The following is an 18,444-nucleotide window of genomic DNA, read 5'->3' on the forward strand; positions in this document are numbered from 1 at the left end:
AAACTCCTCCTGCAAAATCGCCAATCTTTGTAGAGATGCTAGTGGAGATCCCTCGTTCCTCGGGATGACAAACAAAAAATCCGCGTTTTTGCGAAGCAAATCCGTGTCATCTGTGTGCTATGGCAAAGAATATCAACAAAGATTACTGTTTAAAACTGAATGTATTGATGATAAAATATGTCTTGTAATGTAAAAACCCCCATCAATGTGTCGGTTTTACGCAAAGAAATTAGGTATTCGTTTTACGATTTTAAGCCTTTAATTGAGATTTTTTTATAATGTTTTTAGTAATAATTTTTTAGAAACCGAGCTCTTATGATGATTATTGCCAAACAAAATTTATATATCGTAAATCGTTAAAAAGTGGTTGTTTTCTTTGTCTAGAAGCGTGAATGATTGAATTTTTGTCTGAGATTTCTTTATTTTATTGCTTTCTTTTTTTTCTTTTTACTGTTTAAAAGTGCTTATTTATACTAAAGCCGAAATAAAACGAGGAAAAAAATAACAAATTCTTAAAACATAAATTTGGTTGTTATGAAAATATTTGTATGTTTGTATTGTTGTAGTATAGTATAGTATAATTCAATTCGTTTTCTCATATTTTAAATGCTCAATAATTCAAAAAAACCAACTCAATATTTTATTAACTAAAAACCAAATCATTATGAGAATCGCAATAAGATACTTATGCTTCTTAGTAGTTATGATGTCCGCCGGTACACTTTATTCCCAAACCATCACCGGTAAAGTTACAGATAATGAAAATTTACCATTACCTGGCGCTACAGTTATAGTAAAGGGTACACAGACCTCGACGGTAACGGACATTGACGGAAGTTACAAATTAACCAATGTTAAAACTGGATCTACTTTAGAATTCAGTTTCATAGGATTTAATACGCAAAGTGTTTCGGCCAATAATTCGGTTGTAAATGTTTCTTTAAAACCAAGCTCTCAGGAATTAAATGAAGTTGTAATAGTTGGAGCTGTAATGAAAAAAGGAGATCTAACGGGTGCTGTAAGCAGTGTTTCTGGTGATAAACTTAGAGAGGTTCCAACGCCAAATGTGGTGCAGGCGCTACAAGGACGTGCTTCGGGTGTATATGTACAACAAAGTGCTGTACCTGGTCAGTCTGGTACAATAAGAATTAGGGGAAATAATTCTCTAAACTTTGGCGGTAACCCAATATTTGTAATAGATGGTTTGATTACCGACAGCAATTTTGAAAACATTAATCCTGACGATGTTGCCAGTATGGAAGTGCTTAAAGATGCTTCGGCAACTGCACTATATGGTTCAAGAGCAGCGAATGGAGTAATCGTAATTACAACAAAAAAAGGTTCAAGATCTGGAGAAGCAAAAATACAATATGATACATGGACCGGTGTCTCTGAATTTGCAAGAACGATCCCGTTGATGAATGGCCAGCAATTATTTGATCTTAGGGTTGATGCTTATGCGAATCGTTATATGGATGAAAATCCCGGTGCTGATCGTGCTGCTTATGTTAACCAAATTAAGTCAAATGGTTCGACTGTATTTGCGCCTTATGAATTGGAATCTTACAGAACGGGTAAAAGTTACAACTGGTTAGATCAGGTAACGCGTTCAGGTTTTCAAACGAATCATAATTTAAGTTTTAGCGGAGGCGGAGAAAAAGGAACTTATTTTGTGAGTTTTAATTATGTTAATCAGGAAGGACTTCTTAAAAACTCTGATTTTAAAAGATACAACGGAAAAATTAACCTTACGCAGGATTTAAAATCATGGCTGCAGTTTGGTACCAATACTACTTTTTCAAGAAGCAAGAGCAATTATCAGGAAGGAAGTGCCTTTGGTGTGGCATTGGGAGCAAATCCACTATTGCCTATTGACGCTAAGTCTACTTATCTTAGATATGGTGAAGTGTTTGACCAGAATCTTTACAATCCGATAAGAAGTCTTGATATCATAAATTCAAGCTCACGTAACAGACTTACCAGTAGTAATTTCTTAAGTGCAAAACCGCTAAAAGGTCTTGATATCAGAACTACTTTGTCTGTAGATATTGCAGATCAGGCAAATTTTGATTATATACCAAGTTACACAGGACAGTCGCTTAGAAATTCTATGGATGGAGAAGCGCATCATTATAGATATTCACAATTCAATTATCAGTGGGATAATACTGTAAGTTACAGTAAAGTTTTTGCTGCAAAGCATGACGTAAATCTTATGGGAGGATTTTCTGTAATGAGTAATTCAGGGAATAGTACTGATGTAAGAGCTCGCGGATTTGTTAGTGATGATTTGACCTATATGGCATTATCAGGTGCATATCAAAAAGATAATGCGCAGTTAAGCTCGAATTTTACAGATTATTCAAACCAATCGTATTTTGCAAGAGCGAACTATACTTATGATGGTAAATACACTATTACCGGTACAGTAAGAAGAGATGGTTCTTCTAAATTTGGACCTAATAACAAATGGGGAACCTTTCCTTCAATAGCAGGAAGTTGGGATATTGCCAAAGAAAATTTCCTTTCAGGATTTGAAAAATTAGATCAACTTAAATTTCGTGTAGGTTATGGTATGGTGGGGAATCAAAATGTAGATGCTTACAGGTATTTTGCATTATATAACGCACAAGTTAGTAACAATTCAGGGACTTACGTGTCTGATAATTATATTGATAATTTTGATTTAAGATGGGAAAAACAAAAACAATTTAATGTTGGATTAGATACTGGCTTCTTTCAAAACAGATTGACTGCAAGTGCTAATTATTTTCATATCAATAATGACGACCTTTTAATGTTGCGTAATATGCCGGTTTCATCAGGATATAAATATAAGCTGGATAATATTGGTGCTACCACTAATGAGGGTATAGAAGTAGAACTTAGAGGTGACATTATTAGAAACAAGGACTTTAAATGGAATGTTTCTGCCAACATATCATCGGCAAAAAATAAAGTTACAAAACTTTATGGAGATGCTACAGAGATCTACAACCTGGGTGGTTATAGCAACAATGAGATCCAACGTACAGGGAACTTTTTCTTAGGCCAATCGGTAAACACAGTTTATGTATTTCAATATGATGGTATTGCACAACAGGGAGAAAATCTTACCGGAGTAAATTACGGAAGTAGAACTGTTCAGGCTGGGGATATTAAAATTAAAGACCGCAATGGCGATGGAGTAATAAACGATCAGGACAGGTATGTGGTTGGTGATTTGAATCCTGATTATTATGGAGGTTTCTCTACAGATCTTAATTATAAAGGTTTTGCATTAAACGCCGTGTTTTCTTATTCAATAGGAGGTAAGAGACCAAGTGGTACCTACGAAAGCTATATGAACTCAGGAGGTATGAGTGCAGCACATACAGATCTTTTAGATCGTTGGACTCCTACCAATACCAATACAGATGTACCAAGAGCTTATTATGGAGGAGGAAGATATACTTTGGGTGAGACCGATAAGGCAATACAAGATGCTTCATTCCTAAGATTAAATGCACTTACATTATCGTATACATTACAAGACAAGGTTGCAGAAAGTGTTTTTCTTAAAAATGTAAGGTTTTATGTAACGGGATCAAATCTATTTATTGTAACGAAATACAAAGGGTATGATCCAGAGGGAGGAGATTCTTATCCAATTTCCAGAATGGTAGTTATGGGATTAAATGTATCTCTTTAATCAAATTAATTTAAAAAATTATTTTATGAAAGCAAAAATTATAGCCTTTATGGCCGTGGCAATATTCTCAGCCTCCTGTTCTTCAGATTTTTTAGAGGAAGAGCCTAAAAGTTCACTTACTGCTGCACAGGCATATGGCAGTTTAGGTAAAATAGAGCCTGTTCTTTTAGGAGCGATTACGAATTGGAGAAATATGCAAAAAGACCGTGCAGGGCTTTATACTTCTCTTGGTACAGACGAAGCGCAACAAGGTGCTTTGCAGGTAACCGGAGATGCAAACCAGGCAGGACTTGATTTGTACAATGGTTTTCTAAGTCAGGAGAATCAGGCAATTGGACAATTGTGGAATGACAGATGGCCAGTAATTGAAGTAGCTGCGCAAACTATTAGAGCATTAGGGACTAATACCGAAGATGATAGTGCAAAACGTGATCTCTTAATGGGTGAAGCTAGTTTTTTAAGAGCAACATTAATGTTTGAACTTACACAATATTGGGGAGAAATACCTATTAATGATAAAGCAAAAACAGCAGAATTTGGTTTAAGACGTCAGCCTTTGCCTTTGGTTTATTCTTATATAATAGCCGATTTAGAACGAGCAATTGAAAAACTTCCTGTATCACAAAGCAATCCTGCATTTCCTGCAAAAGGGGTAGCTCAGGCGCTTTTAGGAAAAGTATATCTATATGCTCCTGAAGCTTCAGGACATCGTGATTATACTAAAGCAAAGCAATGGTTTGGAGAAGTTATTACTTCCGGAAAGTATAGTTTATTGCCTAATTACGCAGATGTTTTTAGTCCGGATCACGCTAATTCTTCAGAATCCTTATATGAATGGCAGTATACTAATAACTGGCCTGATAACAACCAGATACAATGGCAGACAGGTTCAAGAGTTTTAGCAAACATAAACCAATATGCTTATTTTGGCGGTTATGATCTTATACTTCCTACTCAATATTGTTATAAAGATAAAACAGATGGCGGAATATGGGAACCAGGTGATGTACGTAAAGAGGCAAGTATTCGTTATGATTTTACTTATAAAGGAGTTAAACCTACACTTCCTGCTGGTTTTGGTGGTGATGAGTTAGATCCACACATTAAAAAATTTGAAGATATTCGTGTAGAAGGAAAACAATCATTTTGGAATTCGGGAAAAAATAAAGCCTATATCAGATACTCAGATGTATTACTTAACTACGCAGAATGTTTAAATGAATTAGGAAACACGACAGAAGCAGAAGGATATGTAAATCAGGTTCGTACAAGAGCTTTTGGAGGAACATTACCTGAAGCAATGAAATGGAGCGGACTTTCCCAATCTCAGTTCAGAGTGCAAATTCTTGACGAACGTATGCGTGAGTTAGCTTTTGAAGGCTGGAGAAGAATGGATCTTCTTCGCACAGGAAAATTGGTAGAATTAGTAGGTGCCCGTAACAAATGGGCAAAACAAAACGGTACAATTGCTGCATTTCATAATCTTTATCCTATTCCTATCGGAGAAATCAAGCTTAATGATGAAATTGGTCCGGAAAACCAAAATCCAGGATATTAATGTTTTTGAAGACAATTTTAATGTAATTTTTTATTTTTTGGTCACGTGATTTTTGGTTAGTCACAGTTTTGATTTGCAATGCCATTTTGGATTTAGGTAATAACAGTACGAAGTTTTCTGTTAGAAAAAACTTAGTCCAAAATGGCATTCTTTTTTTAATGTTTACAAAAATGTAAACGAATCAAATAGTAATATGAAGTTTAATAATATTCACTTTTTTATATGGTTATTAGTTTTAAATGCTTTTTCGTTAAGTATTTATGCTCAAAACAAAGTAAGTTTAAACTCTTCTGATATCGTTTGGAAAGTCAAACCGCAGGCAGAAGTAGGACAGGACAGTCTTAAAATATTTACCCCAAATTATTCAGGAACAAATTGGGTAAATGCCGTTGTTCCGGGTACCATTTTCAATTCGTATGTCGTAAGCGGATTAGAAAAAGATCCTAATTATGGCGACAATATTTATCAGGTTGATAAAGCAAAATACGATCGAAGTTTTTGGTATCGCACCGAATTTAAAGTTCCGGAAAATTTTACAAAAGATATTATCTGGTTAAATTTTGAAGGAATCAATCGCGAAGGTGATGTTTACCTTAACGGAAAAAAAATAGCCACACTTAGCGGAATGATGCAACGTGGTAAATTTGATATTACTAAGTTGGTGCATCGCAGCGATAAAAATGTTCTGGCAGTTTTGGTAAGTATTCCCAAAACGCCTTTAAATAATTACGGAAGTCCAACCTATATTTCAAGCGCCGGCTGGGATTGGATGCCGTATGTACCAGGATTAAATTCCGGTATTACTGATGATGTTTTTCTTAGCAATACAAACAAAATTACGATTGTAGATCCGTGGATTCATACCAATTTACCTTCGAATGCACGAGCAGATCTTGACGTAAAAGTGGAATTGAAAAATTCTTCGGCACAAAATCAGGAAGGAGTTTTGACAGGAGTAATTATGCCAGGAAATATTACTTTTTCTAAAAAAATAAATTTAGATGCAAACGCAATTACAAGCGTACATTTAAATAAAGAACAATTTCCGGAACTTTCGATTCAGAATCCTAAATTATGGTGGCCAAATGGTTACGGAGATCCTAATTTATACACGTGTCAGTTTACTTTGAAAATTGAAGATGTAGTTTCGGATACTCAAAAAATAACCTTCGGAATCAAAAAATATACCTACGATACAGAAGGTGGAGTTCTGCATGTTTCGATAAACGGAAAACGCGTTTTTCTAAAAGGAGGAAACTGGGGAATGAGCGAATATATGCTTCGTTGCAGAGGAGACGAATACGATCTTAAAGTGAAACTCCACAAAGAAATGAATTATAATATCATTCGTAACTGGTTAGGTTCTACCACAGATGATGAATTTTATCAGGCTTGTGATAAATATGGAATTATGGTTTGGGATGATTTTTGGCTCAATGCAAATCCAAACTTGCCATTAGACATTCACGTTTTTAATAGCAATGTGATTGAGAAAATAAAACGAGTAAGAAATCATGCGAGCATAGCAGTTTGGTGCGGGAATAACGAAGGATTACCACAACCTCCGTTAAACGGCTGGATTGCCGAAAATATAAAGACTTTTGATAATAATGACAGATATTATCAGCCTTGTTCCAACACACGAAATTTAAGCGGCAGCGGACTTTGGGGCAATAAAGATCCGAGGTTTTATTTTACCAAATATCCTGCGGCTTATGTGGGGACAGGAGATGGCCCAAGTTGGGGTTTAAGAACTGAAATTGGTACAGCCGTTTTCCCAAACATTGAAAGTTTTAAGAAATTTATTCCTGAAAAAGACTGGTGGCCAAGAAACGAAATGTGGGACAAACATTTCTTTGGAGAAAAAGCCTTTAATGCTTCGCCGGACAATTATGATAATAGCATAAATGAACGTTACGGAAAACCAAATAATCTCGAAGAATATACCACAAAAGCCCAATTACTAAATATCGAAACTAACAAAGCGATGTACGAAGGCTGGTTAGATCATATGTGGGAAGATGCTTCAGGGATCATGATCTGGATGAGTCAATCTTCTTATCCTAGTATGGTTTGGCAAACGTATGACTATTATTATGATTTAACAGGAGCATATTGGGGCGTAAAATCGGCTTGTGAGCCCATGCATATTCAATGGAATTCAGTAAATAATTCGGTTAAAGTAATTAACACGACAGGAACTGATTTCAAGAATTTAAAGGCCGAAGCCGAAGTATTTAATATGGATGGAAAATCAGTATCGAAATTCAAACAAAATGCGACTGTCGATTCTTATTCGAATACTGCGACGGAGAGTTTTGTGATTCCGTTTTATTCGAACCAAAAAGATCTTGCTTTTCAAAAAAATGCAACAGCTTCTTCAACAGATGGAGGAAATCTAAGAGACGTTACAGATGGAGATTCAAACAGCCGTTGGGCAAGTAAATCAACAGATAATGAATGGATTTATATAGATCTTGAAAACGAATATACCATAAACAGAGTAGTTTTAAACTGGGAAAATGCCTTTGGAAAAGAATATAAAATTCAGGTAAGCACCGATGCAAAAAACTGGACAGACACAAGCGTTATAAAAGAAGGAAAACAAGGTCTTGAAACCATTTCGTTTGATGAAGTAAAAGCGCGTTATGTTCGAATGTTGGGTATAAAACGCGGTTCAGGTTGGGGATATTCACTTTACGATTTTAAAGTTTTTGGTGCTGATGCCAATACTTCAGATTTAAGTCCGGTACATTTTATTCGATTAAAATTAAAAGATGCTCAGAATAAATTAATCAGCGAGAATTTTTATTGGAGAGGAATCAACATGAAAGATTTCACAGAACTGAATAAACTGCCAAAAGCAAACGTAAATGTTTCCAGTAAAGTGGTGAAACAAAACGGAAAATATGTGATAAAATCAAAAGTTTCAAGTCCACAAGGAATTGCTTTTGGAATCCATATTCAAACATTAAATGACAAAACCGGAGCTCAGATTTTACCGGCAATTGTAAGCGATAGTTATTTTACTTTGCTAAAAGGAGAAAGCAAAGAAATTATAGTAGAATTTGATGAAACACTTTTGAAAAATGGCGAAAAACCGCTTATAAAAGCTGTTCCTTATAATAAATAACAAAGTATTCTCAAAGCAAACCTGACAGGTTTTTAAAACCTGTCAGGTTTAATAATACCGAAATCGATTAAATAAATTTACCACTAATTAAAATCATTTCAAATCCTTTAATCAGTGGCAAAAAAAGATAATTATGAATATCAAAAAATACAAAGCATTACTTTTTATACTATTGCCTTTTTTGGGCTATTCGCAAATTAATCCGTTAGAATTATGGTATACCAAACCTGCATCGCAATGGGAAGAAACTTTACCATTAGGAAACGGGCGTTTAGGAATCATGCCGGATGGCGGAATCACAACCGAAAAATTGGTGCTAAACGATATTACCTTATGGAGCGGATCGCCTCAAGATGCTAACAATTATAAAGCCTATACTTTTTTACCTCAGATAAGAGAATTACTTCTGGCCAATAAAAACAGTGATGCCGAAAAACTAATCAATGAGAATTTTGTTTGTACAGGCCCGGGTTCAGGAAGCGGAGACGGAGCCAATGTACAATTTGGCTGTTATCAGGTTTTGGGAGATATGACTTTAAAATTTGATTACAAAACCAAATCACAGCCTGTAAATTACAGCAGAAATCTCGACATACAAACGGCAGTTGCAGCGACTCAATTTGTACTTGACGGAGTTACTTACAAACGTGAATACTTTGCAGGTTTTGGCGATGATGCGGCTTTTATCAAATTGACTGCAAGCAAAAAAGGGAAACTGAATTTTACTGTTCAGTTAGACAGGCAAGGGCATTTTAAAACCGTAAATGGCAACGATAATTCTCTTGTAATGTCAGGTCAGTTAAACAACGGCATCGACGGAAAAGGAATGCGTTATAAAGCAAAAGTAAAAGCGCAGTTAAAAGACGGAAATGCCTTCTATACTAATAATACAATTGAAATAAAAAATGCAACCGAAGTAGTACTGTTTATTTCGATGGGAACAGATTTTAAAGATAAAAACTTCGAATCTTCAGTAGATAAAATTTTAGAGGCAGCAATGCAAAAGAAATATCAGGATCAGAAGAAAACACATATCGAAAACTATCAAAAGTTATTCAATCGTGTGGCGTTGAATTTCGGAAAATCAACAAAAAAAGCGTTGCCTACAAACGAACGTTTAGATGCTTTTATGAAGGATTCAGATTCAGATACCGGACTTCCTGTTTTGTTTTACCAATACGGGCGTTATTTAAGTATCAGCAGTACCAGAGTTGGATTATTACCGCCAAATTTACAAGGATTATGGGCGCATCAGGTTCAAACACCCTGGAACGGAGATTACCACCTTGACGTAAATGTACAAATGAATCACTGGGCATTAGAAACGGGCAATTTATCAGAATTAAACCTTCCCTTAAAAGATTTGGTGAAGCAAATGGTGCCTTACGGCGAAAAAACAGCCAAAGCCTATTACAATGCTGATGGTTGGGTAGCACACGTAATTACCAATGTTTGGGGATTTACAGAACCGGGAGAAAGTGCTTCCTGGGGAATTGCAAAAGCAGGTTCCGGCTGGTTGTGCAACAATTTATGGAACCATTATTTGTATACAAATGATAAAGAATATCTGGCTGAAATTTATCCAATAATAAAAGGCGCGGCCCAGTTTTATAACAGCATGTTGGTAAAAGATCCGGAAACGGGCTGGTTGGTAACTTCACCATCTGTATCGCCTGAGAATTCATTTTTCTTGCCAAACGGACAGGATGCACACGTTTGTATGGGACCAACAATTGACAATCAAATTGTTCGTGAATTATTTGATAACGTAATCACAGCATCAACAAAATTAGGATTGGACAATGATCTAAGAATCGAACTTGAAAAACGATTAAAATTATTACCTCCGGCGGGAGTAGTTTCGCCTGACGGAAGAATTCAGGAATGGCTAAAAGATTATAAAGAGCCAGACGCGCAACATCGTCACATTTCTCATTTATACGGACTATATCCAGCGTCTTTAATAACTCCGGAAAGTACACCAGAATTGGCAGAAGCCGCTAAAAAAACACTTGAAGTAAGAGGTGATGACGGACCAAGCTGGTCAATCGCCTATAAAATGCTGTTTTGGTCTCGTTTGAAAGAAGGAAACCGAGCTTATAAATTATTAAAAACAATATTAAGACCAACGCTTGCAACCAACATAAATTATGGTGCAGGAGGAGGAGTTTATCCAAATTTACTTTCAGCAGGACCGCCATTTCAAATTGATGGAAATTTTGGTGCAGCTGCCGGAATTGGCGAAATGCAGATTCAAAGTCATGCCGGATTTATCGAATTATTGCCCGCAATGCCAGATGTTTGGTTAAATGAGGGAGAAGTAAAAGGACTTAAAGCTGAAGGAAATTTTACCGTAAACATCAAATGGGAAAAAGGCAAAGTAACTAAATATGAAATTTTATCTGCAATACCATCAAAAGTAAAAGTGAAGGTAAATGGAGAATTAAAAGAAATCACTTCTTCTAAATTGTAATAACAACAAGACCTAACAGGTTTTTAAAACCTGTTAAGTCTAATACTTGAATAGCCCCCAGCTTTAGCTGGAGATTATAAAATGATATGCAATATGGCTTTAGCCGAAATCATAATGTATTTTGGCTAAAGCCATTTTTATATTCGACTCTTTTTGATCTCCAGCTAAAGCTGGAGTCTATTCATAATGAAATTCTACACGATCTTGTTATTTTAATTCCAAAGCTTCTAAAGAGAGATCACACAAGAAACTCCGCAACTAAAAGAACTACTCTTTGTCGATTTACTAGTGTGATCCTTCGTTCAGAATGACAAGATTACGTAAAGTTAATTATGAGCAAAATAAAAAATCCGTATTTATCCGCGTTTTCGCGAAGCGAATCCGTAACATCCGCGTGCCATATTCTATTCTGAGAATGACAAGATTATGACAATAAAAAAAGGTTTGATGAAATTAATCATCAAACCTTTTTTGTTTCCAAAGACCTGAGAGGTTTTCAAAACCTGTCAGATCTAATATTTAAACTACTAACTTAAACAGAAACGGATTCCTCATTCTTCAATAAAGACAAATGAATCGTAACTCCTGAATGGCTTTTCTCTTCAGATAAAACACTTTCAAAAACTTGCTCAGCTTCCGCTTTTTTATCCAAACCTAAAAGTCCTAATCCCTGCATATACAAACAGTGAATTTTGTTACGTTTGTCTAAATCATCTTCCCAAATCATAAGATCCGGAAGCGATACTGCAAAATAATCGATTGTAACATAATCGTTGAGGTGTTTTTTAGCGTAAGCGACTAATTTTTCAAAACGTTTATCAGCTTCAGATTGTTGGTTTAATTTTAAGAAAGCCAAGCCCTGATAGAAAATTTTATCCGGTTGCTGATCGTTGTAGAAAATCGCTGCCGTTGGTTCTTCTAAGCCCTGAGTTGCTTTGTTCCACCAGTTTTTGGCTTCTTCCGGATTATTCTTTTTCTCAAAAGCAACACCCAACCAATAATGAATATCATTTTCCTGAGCGCCGGGTAATTTTCCTTCACCTAAATTATCAGGATACGTTTGCGCTTGTTCCAAAAGCTCGATCGCTTTATCGTAATTCCCTTCGGAGATTTGTTGTTTAGCAATTTCAGTTAAAGAAACCAGATATTGTCCGCTTACTTTTCCTTCGCCGCCTTCCCACGGATGGAAAATTCGGTTTTGTAATAAGGTTAATGCTTTATCGTGTTTTCCTAAAAGATTGTATAAAGCCACTCTTTCAAGGTAAACATCATCACGCTGAATCACTAATTCCAGATGTTTTTCTAAGAAAGCCAGTCTGAAAACCAAATCTCTGTTCAAACGTTTGTACAATTGATCTAGTTCCATTAGGATTCTGGAATCTTCTAAATCTAATGAGAATGCTTTTTCTAAACTCGAAAGTGCCTTTTGTTCGTTTTCTAATTTGTTATAATACGCCAAAGCCAAATTACGATGTACAGTTGGGAAACGATCATCTATAGCTACAGATTCTTCCCAACAAGCAATAGCATCGTCATAGAATTTTGAAGCGTACCAAAAGTTGCCTAAATAATACAACGCTTTTGCATCATTGGTTTGCTTCTGAATTACGTTTTGAAGTACCAATGCAGCTTCAATCTGGTTAGGGAAACAATAGTCCGGTTTTGCTTTAGAAGCCATTTTGAAGCATTCTTCGGCTTGACCGAAATCATTTAATTTTTCATAGAAAGAACCCGCATAATACCACGCCATTGGATACGTTTCTTCGTCTTTTAAACCTTCAGATAATAAATTTACAGCTTCATTATATAAACCTGCCGAAGCATAATCTAAAGCATATTCTATGTAAGTATGAATGTTATTTCTAATCAACGAATTGAAATATTTCAGCTCTTTTTTGTCATTGCTTAAAAGGTATTTCTCGTAAAGCAATCCAAAATTGAAACAATCATTTTCTAAATACGTATTGGCCAATTGAAGTGCTTTTTCTTGTTGATTTAATTTTCGAAGAAAAGCCACTTGCAAATGCAACGCTTTATGATCTTCCGTATTTTTAGAAATCGCTTTTTTAATGTGTGTCAAGGCCAATTCAAAATCACCATTTAAAGAATCCAATTGCGCCACATAAAAATACCCTTGACTTTGCCAGGCCGCATTCCACGTTGATTTATAGAATGCATCATAAGCTTCCTGGTTTTTATTCTGATATTTAAGACATAATCCAAGATTGAAATAAGCTTCACCTTCATACGGATTTGGATTTCGTTGCGTCAATGTTTTAATAGCCGTTCTAAAATAAGGTTCAGCTTCTGTGAATTTTGCTCTTCGCATCAACCACAATCCCATTGCATTATTCGAGCGAATATCTCCTGCATCACGTTTTATCGCTTCTTTATAATACGGAATCGGGCTGTAAGTGGCGTGTCTGTATTGTTCTAAATGTTGTGCTGTCAGGAACAATTGTTCATTATTCTCAATATCTTCCGGAGCAAGAGCAGGTTTTGCAGCTTCAGGAATTTCGTCTTCATTTGGTCCTTCATAAATCCAATCAACCAAAACTTTATCATCAGCATCAGTTACGGAAATGGATAATCCTTCTAAAGAGGTATTCTCAAAATCAATCGTTTCTTCGAGTGAATTGTACGGCGAAGCATCGTATTTTTTTTGGAATAAAACAGTATCATTATTCTTCAAAGTAACTGTAGTATTAGGATAAACGCCCGTTGTATAAGCTTTTATGACCAATTTGTTGTCAATACTTTCCAGATTTACCATCGCATTTTTGGTCGCATTTTTTACAATACCTAAATCACGATACGGCATAAAATACTGTGTAAAATCTTTTTGTTCACCCGGCATAATCCAGGTAAAATCGGGTTGATTATCCGTATAAACTCCACACATCAATTCGATATACGGGCCATCTTCATCGGTAAGGTTACGATCCCAGGCACGACCAAAATCGCCGTGACCCCAAGTCCATTGTTTTTTTCCGGGAGAAACATGATGATTGGCTACATGCAATAATCCACCTTTCGAATCATTTTCGTATCCGCCCACAAAATTATATTTGGATGCAATCGCCATATACGACGTTGGAACCGGAATATTTTTATAACGCGAAATATCTGTTCCCGGCGAATAATCGACTTTATAATACGTTCCTTTTGCAATCGGGAAAGACGAAACATCGCGTTTACCGTGGTCAAAAACAGCATTAACATCCGGCGGAAAAACCGATTGATAATCATCATTTACCTTAACAGCAGGATTTGCCCACCATAAAAAAGTTTGAGGAAATGATGTTCTGTTATACAATTGCGCTTTAATTTCCAGATACGCTTTGTCAGGATACAATCTGAAACCAGCCATACCTTTGGTTCTGAACATACGTTCGACTTCACTGCACCAAACTGTTGCGCTGCCGTCTTCGTGTTCTTCAATCGTAAAATCAACGGGATCAAAAGTCGTTGGTCTGTGGTGTTGTGGCCAGTTAAATTCGATTCCGCCAGAAATCCACGGACCGGTAAGTCCAACCAAAGCCGGTTTCACCACCTGATTGTAATACACAAAATGACGTTCTTTGGTTTTGTCATACGCCATATGAACGCGTCCGCCCAGTTCAGGCAGGATCATTATTTTAACGAACTCATTTTCAAGATAAACGGCTTGATATTCTTTGTCGATTTTTTCGTCTGCTATTTTTTCAATAACCGGATAAGGATATACAGATCCGTTACTTCCCTGATATACTCTTTTCTCAATAAATACAGGATTTTTTTCAGGTTTGCCCACCTCATAGGTTGGCAGGATTATTTTTTCCTTCCAAACATTTACTTTTTGCATGATGTAATGAAATTTAAATTATAGAATATTCTTTGATTTTTTATCAGAAACCATCAGTTCTTCAATCTCTTCGAGACTTTTGTTTTTGGTTTCAGGAAGTTTTTTAAATACAAACACAAATCCTAAGGCACAGATAATACCGTACAACCAGAAAGTGCCTGATGTACCCAGATATTCATTGAAAATAGGGAAGGTTTGTACTAAAAGTGCAGAGGCGATCCAGAGCGCAAATGTGGCTACAGACATCGCAACACCACGGATTCTGTTAGGAAAAATTTCAGATAAAATCACCCATGTAATAGGAGCAAGGGACATTGCATAAATAGCAATCGCCAGTAATACCAGTAATAATAAAGGGAAACCGGTAACATTGGTATAATAAAAATAACCCAATAAAGCATAGATTACGGCAAGTGCGCCGGAACCGAAAAGCATTAACTTTTTACGACCAATTTTGTCTACTGTACCCATTGCAACCAAAGTAAAAATCAAGTTGATGCTTCCGGTAATCACAATATTCATGAACAAATCATTGATGCTGTAACCAGCCGAAACAAAGATTTCCTGAGCATAGTTAAAGATGATATTGATCCCGCACCATTGTTGGAAAGCAGCTAATACGATCCCAATTACAAGTATGGGCAATGCTTTTTTGTCCAATAGCATTCTGAAATCGGTTTTCTCTGTTTCATGAGAGAACGTTTCTTTTATTTTTACCGAAGCTTCTTTGGCGTAAGCCAAACCGCCAATTTTGGTAAGTGTATTTTCTGCCGAATCATAATTTCCTTTTTTAGCCAAATATCTCGGGCTTTCCGGAATTAAAAACATTAATATAAAGAAGAGAACCGCAGGGAAAAATCCTGCCCAAAACATCCATCTCCATCCGGTTTGTCCGTTCCAGGAAGCCAGAATTTCAGCGTCAGAATAACCAGCCGGAATAACTTCGGTAATCAACATATTGGTAATTTGCGCGGCAAGAATACCAATAACGACGGTAAGTTGATTGATAGAAACAAAAAGTCCTCGGGTTTCTTGTGGCGCGATTTCTGCAATATATAAAGGGGAAATTGTCGATGCAATCCCAATTCCGATTCCGCCAATAATTCTCCAGATAATAAAGATCGTAAAGGTTTCAGAAGCCCCAGTTCCAATTGCCGATATAGAGAATAATGCTGCGGCAACGATTAACATGGGACGTCTTCCGTAAGTGTCTGCCAGTTTTCCTGCAACGGCTGCACCGGCAACACAGCCCACAAGTGCACTACTCATTGCCCAGCCTTGTAAAGCCGGAGAATCTGAAATGCCAAAATAAATTTCGTAAAATGGTTTTGCACCACCTATTACAACCCAGTCGTAACCAAAGAGTAAACCACCCAATGCTGCGACAAGGCTAATTGATAGTAAAAAGGTATAATTATAATTTTTCATAAAAAGGTTTTAATAGCTTTTGTAAAATTAGCAGAATGGGAACCTTTGATTTATGGATATTTTTTTTGAATAGATGGACTATAATACGATTTTTTTGTGCTTTATCCTAAAATACGAAAACAATTGCGCTACTGCTTGTATTCCGTTCGATATTGTTGAGGTGAAGTACTCATTATTTTTTTGAATAAACGGGAGAAATACAACGGATCATTAAACCCCAAAGCAAAGCTTATTTCCTTTATGCTCATAGTGGTAAAGCTGAGATACTGACAGGCTTTTTGCATTTTTAAGTAATTGAAATAATGTATAGGAGAGTAGCCTGTTTGCTTCTTAAACAAGGTAAAAAAGTGAGAAGATGAATAGTTGAAATAAGCCGCCACATCATTGATTTTTAAAGATAAATCAAGGTGTTTTTTCATGTAATCAATGGCAGACTCAATAGTATTATCCTCTGAAAATATCCTGTTTTTTTTGATGAAAAATCGCTCATATAAAAAGGCATTCAATAATTGCCATAACGACAGATTGGCATATTCGAGATTGCTGGCGCTGTAACCGTCTTCCATAACGTCCAGAATATTTTCAAAAAGTTCAATTCGTCTTTCTTCCAGCGATAATTGGGGCGCTGTGTCCGGAAATTCGGTGATGAATTTTTGATAGAAATACGGTGCGTGCGGTCCGGTAAAATGTAGCCAGTAAATACTCCAGGGATTTTGTTTTAAAGCATAATAATCGTGAGCCACTTCCGGCGGTATTATATAAAAGGTATTCGCTTTGAGCGTTATTGTTTTATTTTCTTTACTAATAATGCCTTCACCTTTGTAACAATAAATCAGGATATATTGTTTGCTTCCATGTTTTCGTTTGATCGCATGGTGGCTTGCATTGGGGAAAACGCCAATATCAGTAAAATACAAACTGGCAATAAGTGCATTTTGCTTAATTTCTGAAAGTATGTTTTTAGGAATCACAATCATGCGCTGTCCTAAAAAACCTTCTTTAACTTTTGTTTTTTCCTTTTGTGCTGAATTCTTCATTTTGATAAGACTATTTTTCAAATATCGTAATTTAATCCATGTTTTTAGAAAAAATGTCCATTTTGATGCAAATAATCAGAATTACATTTGAAACATTAGAATAACAATGATGTTTTCAATCTCTTTTTTTAATCAATATGAATCCTAATAATAAGATTTTACACGAACCTTTTGGAGTTTGTGAGGGCAAAGAAATCTTTAAATTCAAACTAACCAATGTTCACGGAAATTCCGTTGAACTGCTTAATTATGGTGCCGTAGTAAAGTCCATAGTAGTGCCTGATAAAAATGGAAATAAAGAAAATGTAGTTCTTGGATTTCCATCTTTAGAGGGATATTTAAAAGATACTTCATATATAGGAGCAACGGTTGGGCGTTTTGCCAACAGAATCAATAATGCCGAGTTTTCTATCGAAAATAAAACTTTTCATCTCGATAAAAATGACGGTAAAAACAATAATCATAGCGGTTCGGCAGGATTTAATAACAAGATATTTGATTTTATTGTAAACGAAGATTCGGTGGTTTTTTCTTTAGAAAGCAAAAATGAAGAAGGCGGTTTTCCTGGAAATATAAGCGCAAAAATCATTTATAAATGGACGGATAAAAACGAACTTAAAATTGAATTTTTGGCTGTAGCCGATGAACCAACACCGCTCAATTTTACCAATCATTCCTATTTTAATTTATCGGCCTGCGCTGAAAAAATACACCATCATAAACTGAATATTCAGGCGACTAAAATTCTCGAAAGTACTCCGGATTATATTCCGACAGGAAAAATAATTCCGGCAGATCACTATTTGTTTTTTACTTATAAACTAACCGATGTTATGCAAAATAACGGACTGAATATCTATTATGTTTTTGATCGAAATGCGGCCAATGAAAATGCGGTCTGCGAATTATTCGAAGAAAAATCAGGACGATTAATGCGTGTTTATACCTCATATCCGGGCGTACAATTGTATACGGGAGATTATTTAAGCAGCACAACAATTGGCGAACATTCAAAAAAATACAAGCCTTTTGACGGACTTTGTTTAGAATGCCAATATTATCCGGATAGTCCTAATCATGCCAATTTCCCCAATACCATATTCAAAGCAGGACAGATTTATAATGAAACGATTACATATGCTTTTGATGTTATGATTCCAAAATATGCCACAGATTAAAAGATTTTTTTCTGCCACGACCCGAGCCTGAAAGAGCGAACGGACGAAGTAATTCCACGAATCAGCACGAATTAATTTGTGAAAATTTGTGCAATTTGTGGC

The 18,444-nt window shown here is 35.9% G+C and carries 8 protein-coding genes; 5 read left to right on the forward strand and 3 right to left on the reverse strand.

From position 1 onward, the window contains the following. The first annotated feature begins 664 nt into the window (after positions 1-664). The 4 genes from B0M43_RS15190 (at position 665) to B0M43_RS15205 (ending at position 10,855) form a co-directional block, all read left to right on the forward strand. Positions 665-3,691, forward strand: a complete 3,027-nt coding sequence (locus tag B0M43_RS15190) for a TonB-dependent receptor (protein WP_078007471.1) — start codon at positions 665-667, stop codon at positions 3,689-3,691. A gap of 25 nt (positions 3,692-3,716) precedes the next feature. After that, entirely contained in the window at positions 3,717-5,249 is a 1,533-nt protein-coding gene (locus B0M43_RS15195) for a RagB/SusD family nutrient uptake outer membrane protein (protein ID WP_078007612.1), read from the forward strand. Between the two features lie 193 nt (positions 5,250-5,442). Beyond that, positions 5,443-8,382: a discoidin domain-containing protein gene (locus B0M43_RS15200; RefSeq protein ID WP_078007470.1), complete on the forward strand. Its 2,940-nt coding sequence runs from the start codon at positions 5,443-5,445 to the stop codon at positions 8,380-8,382. A gap of 133 nt (positions 8,383-8,515) precedes the next feature. Next, on the forward strand, positions 8,516-10,855 hold the full coding sequence (locus tag B0M43_RS15205; RefSeq protein ID WP_078007469.1) for a glycoside hydrolase N-terminal domain-containing protein: 2,340 nt from the start codon (positions 8,516-8,518) through the stop codon (positions 10,853-10,855). A 532-nt stretch (positions 10,856-11,387) separates the two neighbouring features. Here the strand turns inward: B0M43_RS15205 and B0M43_RS15210 are convergent. From B0M43_RS15210 to B0M43_RS15220, 3 genes are all read right to left on the reverse strand, one after another. Then, positions 11,388-14,699, reverse strand: coding sequence for a DUF5107 domain-containing protein (locus tag B0M43_RS15210; RefSeq protein WP_078007468.1), 3,312 nt, complete (start codon positions 14,697-14,699; stop codon positions 11,388-11,390). 18 nt (positions 14,700-14,717) lie between these two features. After that, on the reverse strand, positions 14,718-16,127 hold the full coding sequence (locus B0M43_RS15215; protein WP_078007467.1) for a sugar porter family MFS transporter: 1,410 nt from the start codon (positions 16,125-16,127) through the stop codon (positions 14,718-14,720). A gap of 128 nt (positions 16,128-16,255) precedes the next feature. After that, positions 16,256-17,164, reverse strand: a complete 909-nt coding sequence (locus tag B0M43_RS15220; protein ID WP_078007466.1) for an AraC family transcriptional regulator — start codon at positions 17,162-17,164, stop codon at positions 16,256-16,258. A gap of 137 nt (positions 17,165-17,301) precedes the next feature. Here B0M43_RS15220 and B0M43_RS15225 point away from each other — a divergent pair, with 137 nt between their 5' ends. Continuing rightward, the gene (locus B0M43_RS15225) at positions 17,302-18,342 is read left to right on the forward strand and encodes an aldose epimerase family protein (RefSeq protein ID WP_078007465.1); all 1,041 of its coding nucleotides are present in this window, start codon (positions 17,302-17,304) and stop codon (positions 18,340-18,342) included. Positions 18,343-18,444: the final 102 nt, after the last annotated feature.

The organism is Flavobacterium sp. KBS0721 (genome assembly GCF_002007065.3).
GTDB lineage: Bacteria > Bacteroidota > Bacteroidia > Flavobacteriales > Flavobacteriaceae > Flavobacterium > Flavobacterium piscis.